The 15639-nt window shown below is 44.6% G+C and carries 19 protein-coding genes and 1 tRNA gene; 6 read left to right on the forward strand and 14 right to left on the reverse strand.

What is annotated here, in order from left to right; translation table 11 throughout:
* Positions 1-9 precede the first annotated feature (9 nt).
* From ABW391_RS02400 to ABW391_RS02420, 5 genes are all read right to left on the reverse strand, one after another.
* Positions 10-339: a DUF983 domain-containing protein gene (locus ABW391_RS02400; RefSeq protein WP_353480221.1), complete on the reverse strand. Its 330-nt coding sequence runs from the start codon at positions 337-339 to the stop codon at positions 10-12.
* Between the two features lie 73 nt (positions 340-412).
* A complete protein-coding gene (locus ABW391_RS02405; protein ID WP_353480222.1) occupies positions 413-754 on the reverse strand; it encodes an ArsR/SmtB family transcription factor in 342 nt (113 codons plus the stop codon).
* Between the two features lie 203 nt (positions 755-957).
* Positions 958-1039, reverse strand: a tRNA-Leu gene (locus ABW391_RS02410).
* Positions 1040-1143: 104 nt separating this feature from the next.
* Positions 1144-1917, reverse strand: a complete 774-nt coding sequence (locus ABW391_RS02415; protein ID WP_353480223.1) for an ABC transporter ATP-binding protein — start codon at positions 1915-1917, stop codon at positions 1144-1146.
* Positions 1918-1923: 6 nt separating this feature from the next.
* On the reverse strand, positions 1924-2667 hold the full coding sequence (locus ABW391_RS02420; protein WP_353480224.1) for an MlaE family ABC transporter permease: 744 nt from the start codon (positions 2665-2667) through the stop codon (positions 1924-1926).
* A gap of 132 nt (positions 2668-2799) precedes the next feature.
* On the opposite strand from ABW391_RS02420, the gene ABW391_RS02425 reads away from it, so the two are divergent.
* Positions 2800-3327: a GNAT family N-acetyltransferase gene (locus tag ABW391_RS02425; RefSeq protein WP_353480225.1), complete on the forward strand. Its 528-nt coding sequence runs from the start codon at positions 2800-2802 to the stop codon at positions 3325-3327.
* Between the two features lie 32 nt (positions 3328-3359).
* Here ABW391_RS02425 and ABW391_RS02430 read toward each other — a convergent pair whose 3' ends face one another.
* From ABW391_RS02430 to ABW391_RS02450, 5 genes are all read right to left on the reverse strand, one after another.
* A complete protein-coding gene (locus tag ABW391_RS02430; protein WP_353480226.1) occupies positions 3360-4025 on the reverse strand; it encodes a hypothetical protein in 666 nt (221 codons plus the stop codon).
* A 35-nt stretch (positions 4026-4060) separates the two neighbouring features.
* The gene (locus tag ABW391_RS02435; protein ID WP_353480227.1) at positions 4061-4762 is read right to left on the reverse strand and encodes a hypothetical protein; all 702 of its coding nucleotides are present in this window, start codon (positions 4760-4762) and stop codon (positions 4061-4063) included.
* A 126-nt stretch (positions 4763-4888) separates the two neighbouring features.
* Positions 4889-5461 carry a Crp/Fnr family transcriptional regulator gene (locus tag ABW391_RS02440; RefSeq protein ID WP_353480228.1) on the reverse strand — a complete coding sequence of 191 codons (573 nt, stop codon included), beginning with the start codon at positions 5459-5461 and terminating at the stop codon, positions 4889-4891.
* A gap of 183 nt (positions 5462-5644) precedes the next feature.
* Positions 5645-6268: a hypothetical protein gene (locus tag ABW391_RS02445; RefSeq protein WP_353480229.1), complete on the reverse strand. Its 624-nt coding sequence runs from the start codon at positions 6266-6268 to the stop codon at positions 5645-5647.
* A gap of 328 nt (positions 6269-6596) precedes the next feature.
* Complete coding sequence (locus ABW391_RS02450) at positions 6597-6806, reverse strand: hypothetical protein (RefSeq protein WP_353480230.1); 210 nt, start codon at positions 6804-6806, stop codon at positions 6597-6599.
* On the opposite strand from ABW391_RS02450, the gene ABW391_RS02455 reads away from it, so the two are divergent.
* Entirely contained in the window at positions 6772-7785 is a 1014-nt protein-coding gene (locus ABW391_RS02455; protein WP_353480231.1) for a hypothetical protein, read from the forward strand. The genes ABW391_RS02450 and ABW391_RS02455 overlap by 35 nt on opposite strands.
* On the opposite strand, the gene ABW391_RS02460 is transcribed toward ABW391_RS02455, so the two are convergent.
* The 3 genes from ABW391_RS02460 to ABW391_RS02470 all read right to left on the reverse strand — a co-directional run bounded on the left by ABW391_RS02460 (position 7782) and on the right by ABW391_RS02470 (position 10027).
* Positions 7782-8459: a spermidine synthase gene (locus tag ABW391_RS02460; RefSeq protein WP_353480232.1), complete on the reverse strand. Its 678-nt coding sequence runs from the start codon at positions 8457-8459 to the stop codon at positions 7782-7784. The genes ABW391_RS02455 and ABW391_RS02460 overlap by 4 nt on opposite strands.
* Positions 8460-8468: 9 nt before the next feature.
* Entirely contained in the window at positions 8469-9674 is a 1206-nt protein-coding gene (locus ABW391_RS02465; RefSeq protein ID WP_353480233.1) for a GlmU family protein, read from the reverse strand.
* A gap of 92 nt (positions 9675-9766) precedes the next feature.
* Positions 9767-10027, reverse strand: coding sequence for a type B 50S ribosomal protein L31 (locus tag ABW391_RS02470; RefSeq protein WP_353480234.1), 261 nt, complete (start codon positions 10025-10027; stop codon positions 9767-9769).
* 147 nt (positions 10028-10174) lie between these two features.
* Here ABW391_RS02470 and ABW391_RS02475 point away from each other — a divergent pair, with 147 nt between their 5' ends.
* Genes ABW391_RS02475 through ABW391_RS02485 form a run of 3 tightly spaced genes read left to right on the forward strand, consistent with a single transcriptional unit; the run spans position 10175 to position 12132 of the window.
* Positions 10175-10678 carry an NUDIX hydrolase gene (locus tag ABW391_RS02475; protein WP_353480235.1) on the forward strand — a complete coding sequence of 168 codons (504 nt, stop codon included), beginning with the start codon at positions 10175-10177 and terminating at the stop codon, positions 10676-10678.
* Positions 10679-10730: 52 nt separating this feature from the next.
* Positions 10731-11726: a HipA domain-containing protein gene (locus tag ABW391_RS02480; protein WP_353480236.1), complete on the forward strand. Its 996-nt coding sequence runs from the start codon at positions 10731-10733 to the stop codon at positions 11724-11726.
* Entirely contained in the window at positions 11719-12132 is a 414-nt protein-coding gene (locus tag ABW391_RS02485; protein WP_353480237.1) for a HipA N-terminal domain-containing protein, read from the forward strand. The genes ABW391_RS02480 and ABW391_RS02485 overlap by 8 nt, the downstream gene beginning before the upstream one ends.
* 57 nt (positions 12133-12189) lie before the next feature.
* Here ABW391_RS02485 and metG read toward each other — a convergent pair whose 3' ends face one another.
* Positions 12190-14355, reverse strand: coding sequence for a methionine--tRNA ligase (metG, locus tag ABW391_RS02490; RefSeq protein WP_353480238.1), 2166 nt, complete (start codon positions 14353-14355; stop codon positions 12190-12192).
* Positions 14356-14785: 430 nt separating this feature from the next.
* Here metG and ABW391_RS02495 point away from each other — a divergent pair.
* Positions 14786-15639, forward strand: an 854-nt coding sequence (locus ABW391_RS02495; RefSeq protein ID WP_353480239.1) for a DUF1015 family protein, incomplete at its 3' end; no start/stop codon positions are given.

Below are 15639 nucleotides of genomic sequence, written 5' to 3' on the forward strand. Positions count from 1 at the left end.
TATCCCTGTTTAGGAACTTCTTTTTTTGACCATCAATCCCAGCCAAACTGAGCGAGAAATGCGGAAAAGATAAACATAGAACAAGGCAGAAATGAGAATCAGGATCAGAAATGAAAAATTGATGCTCAGTTTGAAAACCCAATGCAAAAGCATGATAAATCCAATCGAGAAAAACCCTGAAACGATGTAGGAAATGAACATAGCACCATAATAGAAACCCGGTTCAGGGAAAAACGATTGTCCGCAGATGGGGCAATGTTCCGGCATTTCCAATGGCCTTTTGAAGGAAAAAGTGGGGGTGTAAAACATATCCCCTTCTCCGCAATTGGGACACTTCATCCCCAGAATTTTGCTCAATCGTGAGCTGTTGTTAGCCGTACTCATAAAACTTTAGACACTAGATGTATGTGGATCAGATGTTGCACTGGCAATTGTCGAGGCATTCCAAAATCAAAGAGACATCTCGTTCTTTGAGGGAATACAGCATGCTTCTGCCTTCACGTTTTACCGAGATCAGTCCACGGAGGCGCATGTTTTGTAGGTGGTGAGAAGTTAGGGATTGCTCGCTGCCCAACATGTCGCAAATTTCGGTTACCGAGAGTTTGGGGTGTTGTTCCAGCAAGTGAATGATGCCCAAGCGCATCGGGTGGGCAACCGTTTTGAGGATTGCTGCAATGCGTTCCAGTTTTTCCGCTTCCTTGTTTTCTGCGTTGGAACCATCTTTGTTGTACAAGATACCACTTTGTGTTTCCATAAAGGATTTGCGCTTTAGGGGTCAATCGGCCCTTGGTGAACTTTTCTTTAACTGTAATGATAAGGAATATTCAGGATATACGTTTGAATCGGCCATTAAGTTTTATGGAAGTACGATTTGGAAGGAAAAAAGTAGGAAAGGCCCTAAAACAAAAAAACTACAGAAAGCAACAGGGCTTCTGTAGTTTTTGCCTAATAAAGCGGTGCCCAGAACAGGACTCGAACCTGCACACCTTGCGGAACTACCACCTCAAAGTAGCGTGTCTACCAATTTCACCATCTGGGCAAGGTATAAATGACCACTTTGGTCAACTATTTTGAATAAAGAGCTGCAAAACTATAGTCCTTCTGGAACATATGCAAGAGCCCTTGTTAATTTTTTGAAACAATTTACCCTTCTTGCGAGCGTTCCAGCGCCGTTGAACGCAAGCGTTGTAAAAACGGAGAGGCAAAAATGAATTGCTGTAAGGTCTGATTGGTACTTTCCAGTACCTCGCTGTTGTCGCCGCGCCATGCCAATAGGCCATCGTGGATCAGGACAATGTTGTCGCCAATTTCCATCACCGAGTTCATATCATGGGTATTGATCACGGTGGTGATGTTTTTGTCGATGGTGATGCTGCGGATCAGTTCATCGATTACTATTGATGTTTTGGGGTCAAGCCCAGAGTTGGGTTCATCACAGAAGAGGTATTCTGGATCGAGCACGATGGCCCGGGCAATACCCACCCGCTTTTGCATCCCTCCACTTATTTCTGAAGGGTATTTTTTGTGTACTTTACCAAGGTTCACGCGCTCCAGGCAACTGTCAACTTGCAGGGCTTTTTCTTTCCAGGTCATGCTGGTAAACATGTCCAAAGGAAAGCGAATGTTTTCCTCCACCGTCATGGAATCAAAAAGCGCCGACCCCTGGAAAAGCATGCCCACTTTCATGCGAATGGCGCGCATCTCCTTTTTGTTCAACTGGCTAAAATTCACGTCTCCGTAAAAGATATCGCCGCTGGTGGGCGCAACCAGGCCTACCAGGATTTTAAGTAAAACCGTTTTGCCAGCACCACTTCGACCAATGATTAAGTTGGTTTTTCCGGGAAAAAACTCGGTTGTGATTCCCTTGAGAACCTCTTGATCGTTGAAGGATTTATGGATATCGATGATGCGAATCATACAGGATTAGGTTAAAATAGATGCAATCAAGTAGTCGGACAAAAGAATCAGGATGTCACTGAAAACCACCGCATTGGTACTTGCTTTACCCAGCTCGATGCTGCCACCCTTGACATAATACCCTTGGTAACAGGAAACAGAAGTCAGGATAAAAGCAAAAACGATGGCTTTGACAAACATCATGGTAACGTTGCCATCTTTGAAGAAGGAGCGCACCCCCATGATGTAATCGTTGTTGGACATACTGCCAGTGAACACCATCGCCATGTAGCCTCCAACCACGCTGACAAAGGCTGCAATGGCCACCAACATCGGAATCACCACCAACGCAGCAATGATTTTGGGCAACACCAAATAACCAGCCGTATTGACTCCCATGATTTCCATGGCATCAATGTGCTCTTTTTGGCGCATGCCACCAATTTCAGATGACATATTGGAACCAACCTTGCCCGCTAAAACCAGGCAGGTAATGGTGGGTGCCAACTCAATAATCGTACTGTCGCGCACAATGTAACCAATGTAATACAGCGGAACCAGGGTGCCATCCAACTGATAAGAAAATTGAACAGCGGTAACCGCACCAATAAACAGTGCAATCAGGATTACAATGACCAGAGATCCAACGCCGATGTCGTTCATCTGGCGAGTGGTCTCTCGGTAGTACATGTAAGTCCGCTCGGGACGAGCCAGCGCCGTACCCATCATCATAAGATAGCGGCCAAAATGGTATAACTGTCTGGAAATCATCACTTCAGATAACAGGATTCAAAACAAAGGCACAAAATACAGGTTTTGAACCGATTTGTAGGGAATAATTTGAGGATTTGATAGATTTGTGCAGTCCGTTTTTCAACCGAAGACACAATACCACCTAACGACATGGAGAACAATATTGAAATCAAAGCAGTTCAATCCAACGAACTGCCTATTTTGATCCAAATGGCGCGCGATACTTTTATCCACAATTACGCGCACCTCAATGATCCCGTTTACTTTCAACAATACCTCGACCGGTCATTTGAACTGCCACAGTTTCAAGCTGAATGGGCAGATCCGCAAAACTTGTTCTATTGGGCAATGGTGGACGGCTTACATGCGGGTTATTGCAAACTCAGCATCGAAGCCGCAGTCGAAGGCTTGGAAGAAGCAGGCACACAGTTGCTGGAAATAAAAAGAATCTACGTGCTGGATGCCCACCAAAAACTGGGTCTGGGCAAGCGCATGCTCGAAAAAGCGATTGAAATTGCCCATAAGAAAGGCTACTCCTGGATTTGGTTGGGGGTATGGAAAGACAACCCCAAGGCAATCGCCTGGTACCAATCTCAGGGTTTTGAGGCTTTTGGTGAACATATTTTTTGGATGGGGGAGGACCCGCAAACGGATTGGTTGATGCGGAAAAAGGTCTAAGCGACTGAGCAGAACTCAATCGCCTAAACCAATCAATTTGACCCAAAATGAACAAAAACACTCGCTCTTAATTTGTTGTTGTAAAACTCACCTCTAGGATCGTAAAAGGTCTCCCAGCCTTGGGTCGTGGTATAATGTAAGCCCATTCCCCAACGCATTCCGGCAATTTTGGTGGGGAAAAAGCCACGCAATCCAAATTCAAGGGTGCTGCCAAAACCAGCATCGCGGCCGTCCATCAATTCGTTTTCCCATTCGCTTACTCGCCGCCCGTCCGGGGTTTCGCGGTCTTCACCAAAGAGGTAAAACCCACCGCCAACGGTACCAAACATAATGGGAATGTCAAAGCTGACATTTTTGATGTTGAAGGAAGGTGCCAATAGTAAGCCAAAAGCACCATGATCAGCACGCAGCGTGAGTTGGTTTTTTCCCTTGTAAACCATATCGTTGAAAGCAGGAGTGGTAAAAGTTGCCCCATTGATCGGGCCACTGCGGCCATAACTCAGGATACCTACTTTGAGGTGATTTTTAAACAGTTGGACGCCAAAAGAAGCACCAACCGTTTTGCCTACATGCCCGTCCAGAAACATGGCACCTACTTCGGGGGTAATGAACCAACCAATTTTGGGTTGGGGATTGTCTTGGGCTTTGGCTAAAAATTGGGTTAAGATCAACAGCGTGATCAGCAAAATATTTTTCATGGTCATTGAATTTAAAGGTTGAGTAATTGGGTAGATTAATAAGAAGGTTCCATCAACAGCGGGTTGCCCTTGCTGGAGCTGCCAAACTTAAGCCGCAGACCCATCTGGGCCGACCAGACAAACTTTTGTGAGTCGCCACTGGCACCTACTGCTGGACCGATCAGTGTTTTGGCAAATAGTACCGATCGTTTCGATACCTCGTAGGCTAGGTTGGCGTGAATCGTGGTGCTGTTGTTTTCAAAAATGGCGGATGGGCGCACCTGAAAAAACGTGGGAAAACTAACTCCACTTTGGAAATGTAGCCGCTCACTTGCTTTTACATTGACAATTAGACCTGGATCCAGCATGATTGCGGTACTGCTGAGGATTTCATCGCGCACATCGTTGTTGTCGGGATCGATGATACCCTGAAAGCGCACTCCGGGGCGAAAAAAGAAATGCAAGTCAATCTTTTCATTTTGGTGAAGTTGCCAGGTAATGGGTAGGCTGAAAGTGCTGGCATAACCTTCGCGGATGGGTTTGGCGTCGATAAAGCGATACTGCGGGGCCGCCAGTTGTAGCTCTGCACCTATACGAAGCCGAGGATTCATTTGTAAGCGGTAGGCCAGGTTGGTAAACACCTGGTCCTGAATCGAAGTGCCGACTGACAAGTCGAGCAAGCCCTGAGCGAAGAGCGTGTTGAACCCCAACAGCAGCGTAAGTAGGGCCAAAAGCCCCGCATTTTTTCTTTGTTTCATCTTGATCAAATTGTGGTGTTGAATGATGAAACAAAGATGCAGGTGGAGCCCCCTTTAAGTCATTGATCTGTGTTTAGAAAGTAAATTAAGTCATTGATGTAGATCAATAGACTTTAATGACAGAATTTATCCGGCAATTTCTTTGCGGATTCTACTGAGTGCTTCAGGCGTGATGCCCAGATAGGAAGCAATCATGTACTGTGGTACCCTTTGAAAAACGTGAGGCTTTTCTTTTAACAATTTAAGGTACCGGGCTTTGCCATCCATGCTGGTCAATTCGTTGTTGCGTTCTACCACAGTGGCCAAAGCGTATTCTGCAAATCGGCGACCAAGTGTAGCCAGCTGGACAGAACGGGAAAACAAAACTTCGGCATCGTTGCGATGCATGATGAATGCTTTGGTCGCTTCGATGGCATCGATGTTGAAGAGGGAAGGTTTTTTTAAATAATAACTGCCACTTTCGTTAAACATGCTGTTTTCCAGGAAAATATTGCGGATGGATTCTTTGTTGCCATTGAAGTTGTAGATGCGGAGTGCACCTGCGATTACAAAAATACTATGGTGGTGTACTTCACCTTCCCGCAAGATGAGTTCTCCTTTTTTGTATTCTACGTATTTGAACAAAGGCAGACCAAATGCCCAATCGGCATCACTGAGTGGAGCAATCCGGTTGAAGGTCTGTTTGAGTGCATCATACATGCAGGATGATTTTCTGATTGTGCATTTGCTCCAATGGGCGACAAAAAAATAAGTGTTCATTTTGTCACAGAACCACATAGATAAACGATTCATTTTAAACGCCCTATCTAATCCTCTGGTTCAGTGAAAATGAACACTTATTTTTGCCCCACTGCTAATGTAACTTTATTTCGTTTTCTGTTCCTACCGCATTGGTGGACGCTTGCGCTTGCCGCCAGCACCGCCTCGAGACATCATTTGCCCACGCATGGCTCCCATGCGATTGGCCGCATTGAGTTGGCCTTTATTTTGTTTCAGGGCTTTGTCAAATTCCTCGATTTGGTTTTTGATCATGCTTTCGGTCACTTTCAGTTGCTTCAGGTTGCGCAGGTGTGCTTCGGCCTCTTTGATTTTGCCTTTATTCGCTTTGATGCTGGCCAATTGTAGTTCTATCATGGCCTTTTCGTTGTCGGTTGGCAGCTTCAAAGCTTGGGCTTTGTTGAGGTAAATTTCTCCTTCATCCGTTCTTTTATCAGACATTGCCATTGTACCCTTCAACATAAAGTAATATGCCCGGTTGGTCACGTAAAGCCATTCAGGTTTCAGGGTCAGGTTGAGGCGTTTGGTTGCCGCCGCCATATCTCCAGTCTGCATGATCTCCGCAGCGGACTGTACGGTACCCAATAAAACATACCCTACAGTGAGTGCTACTCCAAACAGGATGAAGGGAAAACCGTACCAAAATCCAAAAGCCGCAGAAAGTGCAATGCCCCCCAAAGTCAGAATCCCCATCAACGCAAAACGCAAATGAATATTGATTGTAAACATGTTTGCTGTTATTTTAAACCCAAAGGTAGCCAGTACCCACCATACTTCAAAAAGGTACTTGTTATTTATCTATTCAGTTCCTTCAATCAAGAGGGCTAAGCCCAACACAACTTATGTGTTAAAAACCTGTCTATCAAATTTTTAAAACAATAAACTCTTGACAATGCCAAAATCTAGGTGGGTAACTGTAGTCAAAATCTGGTAGTACTTCATCCTGCGCTGGTGCTTATTTTTGCATCATTACGTCTGTACAGGGTATTGCATTAGGATGATCGGGTTTAGAAACGCCACCATGAAAACCCTCATAATCATGGAGCAAATTTACCCTTTACACCAACACCGCTTCTTCGGCGCTGATCTTAAAAAATACAGCGTCCAGGCGGCCTTCTTCATCGTAATAACCGATGACACTCATTTGGGCCGATAAAAGGAAGCATGACCGGGCAAATTTGTCCGGTCTTTTTTTATTTTTTTTGCATCTTTGCCTTAGAAACATACCACCCATGTCTATCAAATCCTTATCCCTGTTTTTTTCCATTTTTGTATTGGTTTGGGGCAACACCTTGCACAGCCAAAAAAGTGACACCGCCAAAACCATTTTTGAATTCATGGCTTTTGGCGATGTACTCGAAATGGAACTCAGTACTGATCTTAGCTTGCTAAAAGATCAAAAAAAAACCAATGAGTACCAGCCTGCTACCATTTCCTTTGCTGATGCAGGTGGAGCAATTCAAAAATGGGAAATCAAACTGCGCTCCAGGGGTAAATTTCGCCGACGGATTTGTGTACTTCCACCACTCAAGTTAAATTTCAACAAAGGCGATCTCCAAAAAGCAGGTCTGGCCAAAGATGACGAATTAAAGCTAGTTACCCATTGCATCGAGGGGTTTGATGGCAAAGAGTTTCTCTTGAAAGAGTACCTTGCTTACAAACTGTACCAGTTGATCAGCCCATATGCGCTGAAAGTACACCTGGTAGAAGTCAAATACCGCGATACCCAAACCAAGGCTAAATCCAGCGGCTGGGGTATTTTAATGGAAGATGAAGGCAGTATGGCCAAGCGGCACGGAGGCAAACTTTGTGATGATTGCTATTCTACGCCCAAAGACAGCCTGGATATGGAGCAGGTCAATGCCTCCTGCTTGTTTGAGTACATGATCGGGAATACCGACTGGTCGATCCCTATGGTGCGCAACGTAAAAATGATCAAGTTCAAAGATGGCCGCAAAGCGGCAATCGTTCCTTACGATTTCGATTTTTCTGGCCTCGTAAATGCGAGCTATGCATTGGCAAATCAAGACTATAAATTGAAAAGCTTGCGCGAAAGGGTTTTTCTGAGTATGACTCAAAGTGACGACGAAATAGCCCGCACCAAAGCCCTTTTTGAATCCAAACGCAAGGAAATGACCGCCCTTGTCAAAGGGTTTAAGCACCTCAGTTCTGCCGGACGGATAGATGCACTTAATTACCTGGATGAGTTTTTTGAATCGTTGAAAAAGCCCTTGAAGCGTCCTTAATTCAACTTTGACTTATCGTTGACCAAAACCCAATTGGATTCCACTTCGATGTAGGTGGCATTGGGAAATACCTTTCTGAATACTTGTGAATAAAATTGATCCGCTTTGCGTCGATCCGCACTGCGTAGCGAGAGTACATTGTACAACAACAATCCTCCGAGCTCCAGACGATCCTGCAATTGTTCCAAAAATTCGATTTGTTGGAAGGGCCCGGGGATTTGATCATCCAGAAAAACATCCATACAAATCAGGTCAAAATGCTGGTAAGTACTGGCCACAAAGATCTCGGCATCGGTGCAAATCAGGTCGATGGGGGATTTTAGGTCTGCCAAGGTATAGCGGTAGGCTAAATCAATGATCACTTCATCAATTTCCACTGCGGTGATGTGAAAATTGAGTTTCATTTTTTTTTCCAATAAAAAGGGAATGCTGCCCAAACCCAACCCGAGCACCAATGCTTCATTGTTGGGCAATTCGGAAAGCTTACATTGCTCGAAGGCACGGGCAAAATTGATGTAATAATCCTCAAAAGAATAGACCGCATGAGCGGTACTCAATTGGAAACGCCCCATGCGCATGCTTACGTAAAGATGTGGATTGTACTCACTCGATGCACTTTCGAGGTGGATTTCAACTAGGTAACTCAGGAAACGTTTCCAGGCAGGAATGTGCATACTGCTTATTTACTTTTCCCAGTTTCGGTACCTGGAAGTGTCTTCAAAAGCCCGCAACAAAATCAAACGCTCAGAAATATCAAAAGCTTTACCCCGGCGCCCCATCATCGCTTCGGCGGTTTCAAAGGCTTTATCCAACTGGAAGGTAGTGAATCCGGCAGCACCACCCCATGCAAAAGATGGGATGAAAGCCCTGGGAAATCCAGCACCAAAAACGTTGGCGCCCACCCCAATTACCGTTCCAGTGTTGAGCATGGTATTGATGCCAACCTTGACGTGATCACCCATGATGACGCCACAAAATTGAACTCCCGATGGCAAAAACTGCCCTGCCGGGTAATTCCATATTTTTACTTGTTCGTAAGTATTTTTTAGGTTGGAGGTATTGGTATCCGCTCCGATGTTGCACCATTCACCAATCACGGAATTTCCCAAAAAGCCCTCGTGGGCTTTATTGGAATAACCTTGCATTACGGCATTGCTCACCTCGCCACCGATGCGGCACCACGGGCCAAAAGAATTGCTGCCATAGAGTCGGGCGCCCATTTTTACCTGAGCCGATTCACCAAGCGCCAATCCACCCCGGATTAGGCTGCCTTCCATGATTTCGGCATTTTTTCCAACGTAGATGGGGCCGTCCACTACATTCAGGCTGGCGCCTTCTACTTTGGCCCCTTCCTCCAAAAAAATACGTCCGGAATCCCCAATGACCCGGTTACTGTCTGACAGAGGCTGAGATTCGCGGCCTTGGGTCAGCAATTGAAAATCTTCTTCCAAAGCAGGAGCGTTGAGCATAAAAATATCCCAGGGATTGTCAATCTTCAAAAAAGGGGTGTCTTCGATATCGTAAACATGGAGTTGCTCGATGTCTTCGTCGTGGATGAGGTTTTCCAACTGCTCCCGATCCAGTTTGGCCACAATGAGCTCTTCTCCTTTCAGGTAAGCTTCATTGAATTCCATTTGTCGAATCAGTCTGATCAAGCGGTCGGAGGGCATTACCGAGCCATTGATAACGATGTTTTCATCGCCGTATTCAATCGGGAACTTGCTTGCGAGGTAGTCTTGGGTAATGAAAGAGACTTTCGCGTTAAGCCACTTTTCCCATTTTTCCCGAATAGTGAGTGCACCTACTCGTAGGTCACCTACTGGTCGGGTAAAAGTAAGAGGAAGCAGTTGCTCGCGAACTTCGCTGTCAAATAAAATCACGTGCCACATAGGACGTATAGAAGTTTGCCCGAAAATTAAAAAAAAAGTCCCAACCAAACCTGATTGGGACTTTTTTTACCGTAATCACTTTGCAGCGTGATTTACGACTTCTGAGCGAATTTGGCAAATTTCTTATTGAACTTGTCAATACGGCCCGCTGTATCCACAAACTTCATTCTTCCAGTAAAGAAAGGATGAGATGCGCTGGAAATTTCCAGTTTGATCAACGGATATTCATTGCCATCTTCCCAAACGATGCTATCGCGGCTAGGGGCACAAGAACGCCCCATCCAAGCTTCGTCGCAAGAGAAGTCCTTGAATACCACTGTGCGGTAAGTTTTCGGATGGATTTCTTTCTTCATGGCAAATTCTTTTTTCTTTTTGTAAATTCAGGGTACAAAGATAAAATGCTTTGTGCAATAAATCAAAGGTGTTGTGCAAAAAAAACTGGATTTTTTCTAGAAGTTATTTCTTGCGTATCTTTAGCAGAATCTAAAAATAAAATGTCTATGTCTTTTCCACTTGGTCTTAAGCGTTCTTGTTCTATGGTCATTTTGCGCCACCAGCAGCATTTTCTGTTGCTGAAGCGCATCAAGCCTCCTTATGTAGGCAGTTATTTGCCAGTAGGAGGCAAACTTGAGCCTTTCGAAGATCCGCGTACTGCCGCGATCCGGGAGACGAAGGAAGAAACGGGTTTGGACATCACGGCCCTGAAGTTTGGAGGCACCTTGATGGAAAGTTCGCCGATTGACTACAACTGGCAATGCAACATCTACATTGCGGATATTGATTTCATCACTCCCCCACCCTGCCCGGAAGGTGATCTGGAGTGGATTGCATTTGCAGATGTGCCCAATGTACCTACTCCACCCACGGATTTCACAGTTTACCAATATTTGATGCAGGAAAAGCCCTTCGCTTTCAATGCGGCATACGACGGGGAGATGAATTTGATTTTTATGGACGAGGAGATTGAGGGGGTCAGGATTTTGGAGAAGCCATTTTTGCTTTGAGTAGAATCCAATCAATAAAATCGTTATTTTTCTCTAATAAAAGCTACCCTATATGAATTTAAGGCCAGCTAAAATTGAAAATTATAGCGGATACTATTTCAACTGGCATGGTAAGCTACCTCCATTGCGTAAAAACAATTACATTATCATTGAGGATAAATCAGTGGGTGGTGATGCACCAAAGGACTTTATTAAAGTGTATGAGTATGGCTCCGGTCTAAGGAGCCGCCCAAACACCTGGCCTGCTTACATTGCTAAAGTTGGCCATAAATGGTATCCGATGGAAAGTATCACCGAATACTTGTTGAATCGCATCGGAGAAGTACTGGGGCTAGAAATGGCCTTTTCCCGTCTGATGGTTGCGGGGGAACAAATCCGTTTTCTTAGTCGTTATTTTTTGACTGAGCATGAACAGCTGGTACATGGTGCTCAGGTTTTCTCTGGTTACTTGGAAGATGAAGAAATGGTAGAACAGATTGAGCGCGAGCAAATGTCAAGAGATTTGTTTACTTTTCAGTTTGTTGAAGCATCATTTAGACATCAATTTCCTGAATATGCATCATCGTTACTTAATAGTTTTGTCAAACTTTTGGTTTTTGATGCAATCATCGGCAACAATGATCGACATTTTTACAATTGGGGAATAATTACAGACATTACTGGTAAAATTCCCCCTCGGTTCTCCCCAATCTATGATACTGCAAGAGGCCTTTTTTGGAATGTTGCTGAACATCAGATCAATGAACGCCTCAAAAAACCAAAAGAAATGAATGATTTTTTAAAGAAATATTTAAACAGATCCTTACCAAAGACTGGGTGGGAGGAGGCAAAAAACATTAACCACTTCGACTTAATTGAATTGCTTTTCAAAAAGGATCGGAGATATTGTGACGTTTGTTCTGAATTACTGAACTTTGAAAAACTGAATGCTGTTATTGATCTGCTCAATAAGGAATTTTCAACTTTGATGAGCATTGAAAGACGTCAAATAATTGAACAGTGTTTGACGTTGAGGTATGAGCAATTAAATGCGGTTTGTAATGCATGAGATGAGTGAGACAATAATTGGTGTTGTAAAAAAATGGCTCTGGAAGACCGAAGACCAACAGGAAATTGTTGTCCCCATAGACATAGAGTTTAATTTCACTCTAAGCTTTCGTTCGCTTGAGATAGGTACGTTACGTTTAAGTAACGGGAAATGGACATTTGTATATTCTGATTCTTTCAAAGCACAAGAGGAAATCAAACCACTTCCCGATTTCCCCAAATTGGATAAAGTCTACACGTCTGAAGAACTCTATCCTTTTTTTGTACAACGTATTCCTGGTTTAGGGCAACCTAAAGTAAAAGAAATTCTTGAAAAAGAACACATTGATGAGCACAATGAAGCACAGTTGCTCATCCGCTTCGGGCGATTTACCATTTCAAATCCTTTCGAATTAAAAGTGGTTTGATGCGCTTTAATCTTTATTCGCCGTTCTAACCGTCCTGCAATCTTAAAATCAGCCAGCTTATTTCACCACACTTCCATTGCTCACTCCTGGATTTGGACTCACCAAACGCAATTTCCCATCCAGGTCTTCCGCACTCAGAATCATGCCGTTGGATTCAATGCCGCGCAGTTTGCGCGGAGCCAGGTTGGCCACTACGACGACCTGTTTGCCAGGAAGTTCTTCGGGACTGAAATGCTCGGCGATACCAGATACGATGGTGCGTTCTTCAAAGCCGAGGTCGATTTGCAATTTGAGCAATTTATCTGCTTTGGGTACGCGATCTGCCGACAAAATGGTGCCGACCCGCAGGTCGATTTTGGCAAAATCTTCGTATTGTATTTCTTCCTTCACCGCAGGAATTTCATTGCTGGTTAAAGTAGGTGTTGACGCGGTCATTTCAGGAGCATGTTTAAGTTTCTCTGCCTCGATGGCCAAAATAGCGGCCAATTTTTCTTTTTGCCGATTGACGATGTCCAGTCTGCTGGGATCACGGCGATCGTTGATTTTTGGGAACAGCACTTCGGGTTCACCAATGGGGTGGCCACTGGGCAACAAAGCTTCGCCATTTTCGAGTTTTTGCAGCAGCTCCGTCCAATCACCGTTTTGCACCGGAGGCAATCCGATCAGTTTGCGCAAACGAGGCGAAATAAAGGGGATAAACGGATGTGCCATCAGGCTCAACAAAGCTACAATTTGCAGGCAAATGTACATGCACTCCCGAATAACCGGGCTATCCGGGTTTTCCTTGTAGATGTTCCAGGGAGAAACATCCTGCAAATAGGTGTTGCCATAGGAAGATATTTCCATGAAAGTTTGGCTCGCCGCTTTAAAGCTATAGCTGTCCATTTCTTCACAAAAGCGCTGGGTCAGCGCAGTGACATCGGCCAGTTTTTCAGCAAGATCAAAGTCAACTTGGGGAACATTTCCATTGAAGTACTTTTGACTTAACGAAATGACCCGGTTGATAAAATTGCCAAGGTTGTCTGCCAGTTCTTTATCGTGGTAATCGATAAAATCGTCCCACTTGAAATCGGCATCCCGGTTTTCGGGCAAATTGCGCAGCAACGCGTAGCGGAGAGCGTCTTCTTTATTCGGGAAATCGGCAAATTCTTCAAGGTAACTGTGCTGCTCGATGCCCCAACCACGCGATTTTGAAAACTTTTGGCCTTCAAAATTCAGGAATTGGTTGGCAGGTACATTTTTGGGCAGAGCAAATTCGCCATGCGCCTTGAGCATGGCCGGAAAAATGATGCAGTGAAAAACGATGTTGTCTTTGCCAATGAAATGAACCAGCTCTACATCGTCGCCTTTCCAATAGTCTTCCCAGTTTTTGCCATGATCCAGTGCCCATTGCTTGGTGGCAGAAATGTAGCCAATTGGCGCGTCGAACCAGACGTACAAGACCTTGCCCTTGCCTTCAGGAAGCGGAACGGGGATGCCCCAATCGAGGTCACGCGTGATGGATCGGGGGTGCAAACCGCCTTCCAACCAAGACAAGCACTGACCCAAGACGTGGTTTTTCCAGGTTTTGGGATCGTGGTGCTGTTTTCCATCTAGCACACCGGTTTCAACCCAGTTCTTGAGCCATTCGGTATGTTTGTCCAGTTTGAAGTACCAGTGTTTGGTTTTTTTCAGAATGGGAGCTTTGCCACTCAAGGTCGAACGCGGATTGATCAATTCGAGTGGAGAGAGGTCTGAGCCGCAGTTTTCACACTGATCTCCGTACGCTTCTGGGTTGCCGCATTTTGGGCAAGTTCCAATGATGTAGCGATCCGCTAAAAATTGATTGTAATCTTCGTCATAATATTGCTCTATGAAATTTTCTTCAAACTCCCCTCCTTTTTCGTAAAGGTTCAAGAAAAAATCCTGAGAGGTTTTATGGTGGATGGCAGCACTGGTGCGGTGGTAAATGTCGAAAGAAATGCCCAACTGCTCAAACGTGGACTTGTTAAGAGTATGGTACTTGTCGATGATTTCCTGAGGCGTGATGCCATCTTTTTTAGCGCGAATGGTAATGGCTGCACCGTGTTCGTCCGAACCACAAACCCAAACCACATCTTTGCCTGACATTCGCAGGTAACGCACATAAATATCGGCAGGCAGGTAAGCTCCGGCCAAATGGCCTAAATGCAAGGCGCCGTTGGCATAGGGCAGCGCAGAAGTGATCAGGTATTTTTTAGACATGGTACAGCAATTGATAGGGGCTGAAAGTTTTCAAAAAAGAATTTGGCGCGAATATAAGCTTTTGTCAAACGCTGAAAGCGTTTAAATGGTTCCTAAATGAAGAAAACCCGTTTGAAATAAAACCAGATTTTTACAATTGTGATACATCAACATAATTGATTCGTTGTATATTTGTACCTTATATTTTTGGTTTCTAGTTTGAGCACGGCTCTTGGTTTACTTTCCAGTATTATTTTCAGCCTTCTACACTATCTAGCCTACACATTTATTGTTTTTTTGATCTTGTCTTTGCACCTGTTGAAGACTAAGAGATGTTGCGATTCTAGATAAACCAATTATATGGCAGCCCCCTCCCTTCGGGGGTTGCCCTTGTTCTGAACCTTTTTTATTTTTTCGCTTTTTTGTTACCTTGCCTGCAAGTATACAATTTATGCGAATCAACCCTTTCCAGGCACTTTTGCCGACTTTAGAAAAAATTGGAGCAACGGATGCTTTTTTTGCCGCAGTAAAAGAAGATTTCCCTCAATTTGTTCAAGAGGGTTTGTTTGAATCAAGAGCTGCTTCAGCCCTTTATGTTTGCGCCATTCACACTTCTACTCACCTTGCTTTGGGCATTGTTGCCTGCGCTTCGGTGCATGATTACTTGAATGGGGTCATTGTACGCCACGAAAATACCATACCCGCCAAAGAGGCAATCCAAATTCGTTTGTGGAAAGAACAGCGAGCTATGTTAAAGCCAGTTTTGCTGACTTATCCTTTGGTTCCAGCAATCGATGCCTGGGCAAAACGGATAAGCGAAGACGAGTCGCCTTTTTTAAACATTGTGTTTTCAGAAGAAAACCAGACTTATCAAATTTGGGAAGTCAACGATCCAAAAGAAATACAGTACGTTCAGGAATTATTTGCAGCTTTTGTACCACGGGCCTACATTGCCGATGGGCACCACCGCACCTCTTCGGCGGCAGTATTGTTCGAGCAAGCGCTGCCAGAGCAGCGCATTGATCCCAATTTTTTGGTTGCTTTTTTTCCGTCCAATCAATTGAGCATTCAGGCTTTTCACCGCTTATTGGATGGGGTAGACTGGCCGCTTGAAGTACTTTTGAAAAAGCTATCTGTCTACTTTTTGATCGAGCCTTTAAATGAAGCCGCCGCACCACAGCGAAAATTTGAAATCTGCTTTTTAGCAGAAAATCAAGCTTTTCGCCTAATTTGGCGGCCAGAATTTTTGGCCCATTACCATTGGGAGAAAGCCCTCTTGGACGCGCAATTGTTCAACGAAGTGAT

Origin of the sequence: Haliscomenobacter sp. (assembly GCF_040403615.1) — a bacterium.
In the GTDB taxonomy this organism is placed as follows: Bacteria; Bacteroidota; Bacteroidia; order Chitinophagales; family Saprospiraceae; genus Haliscomenobacter.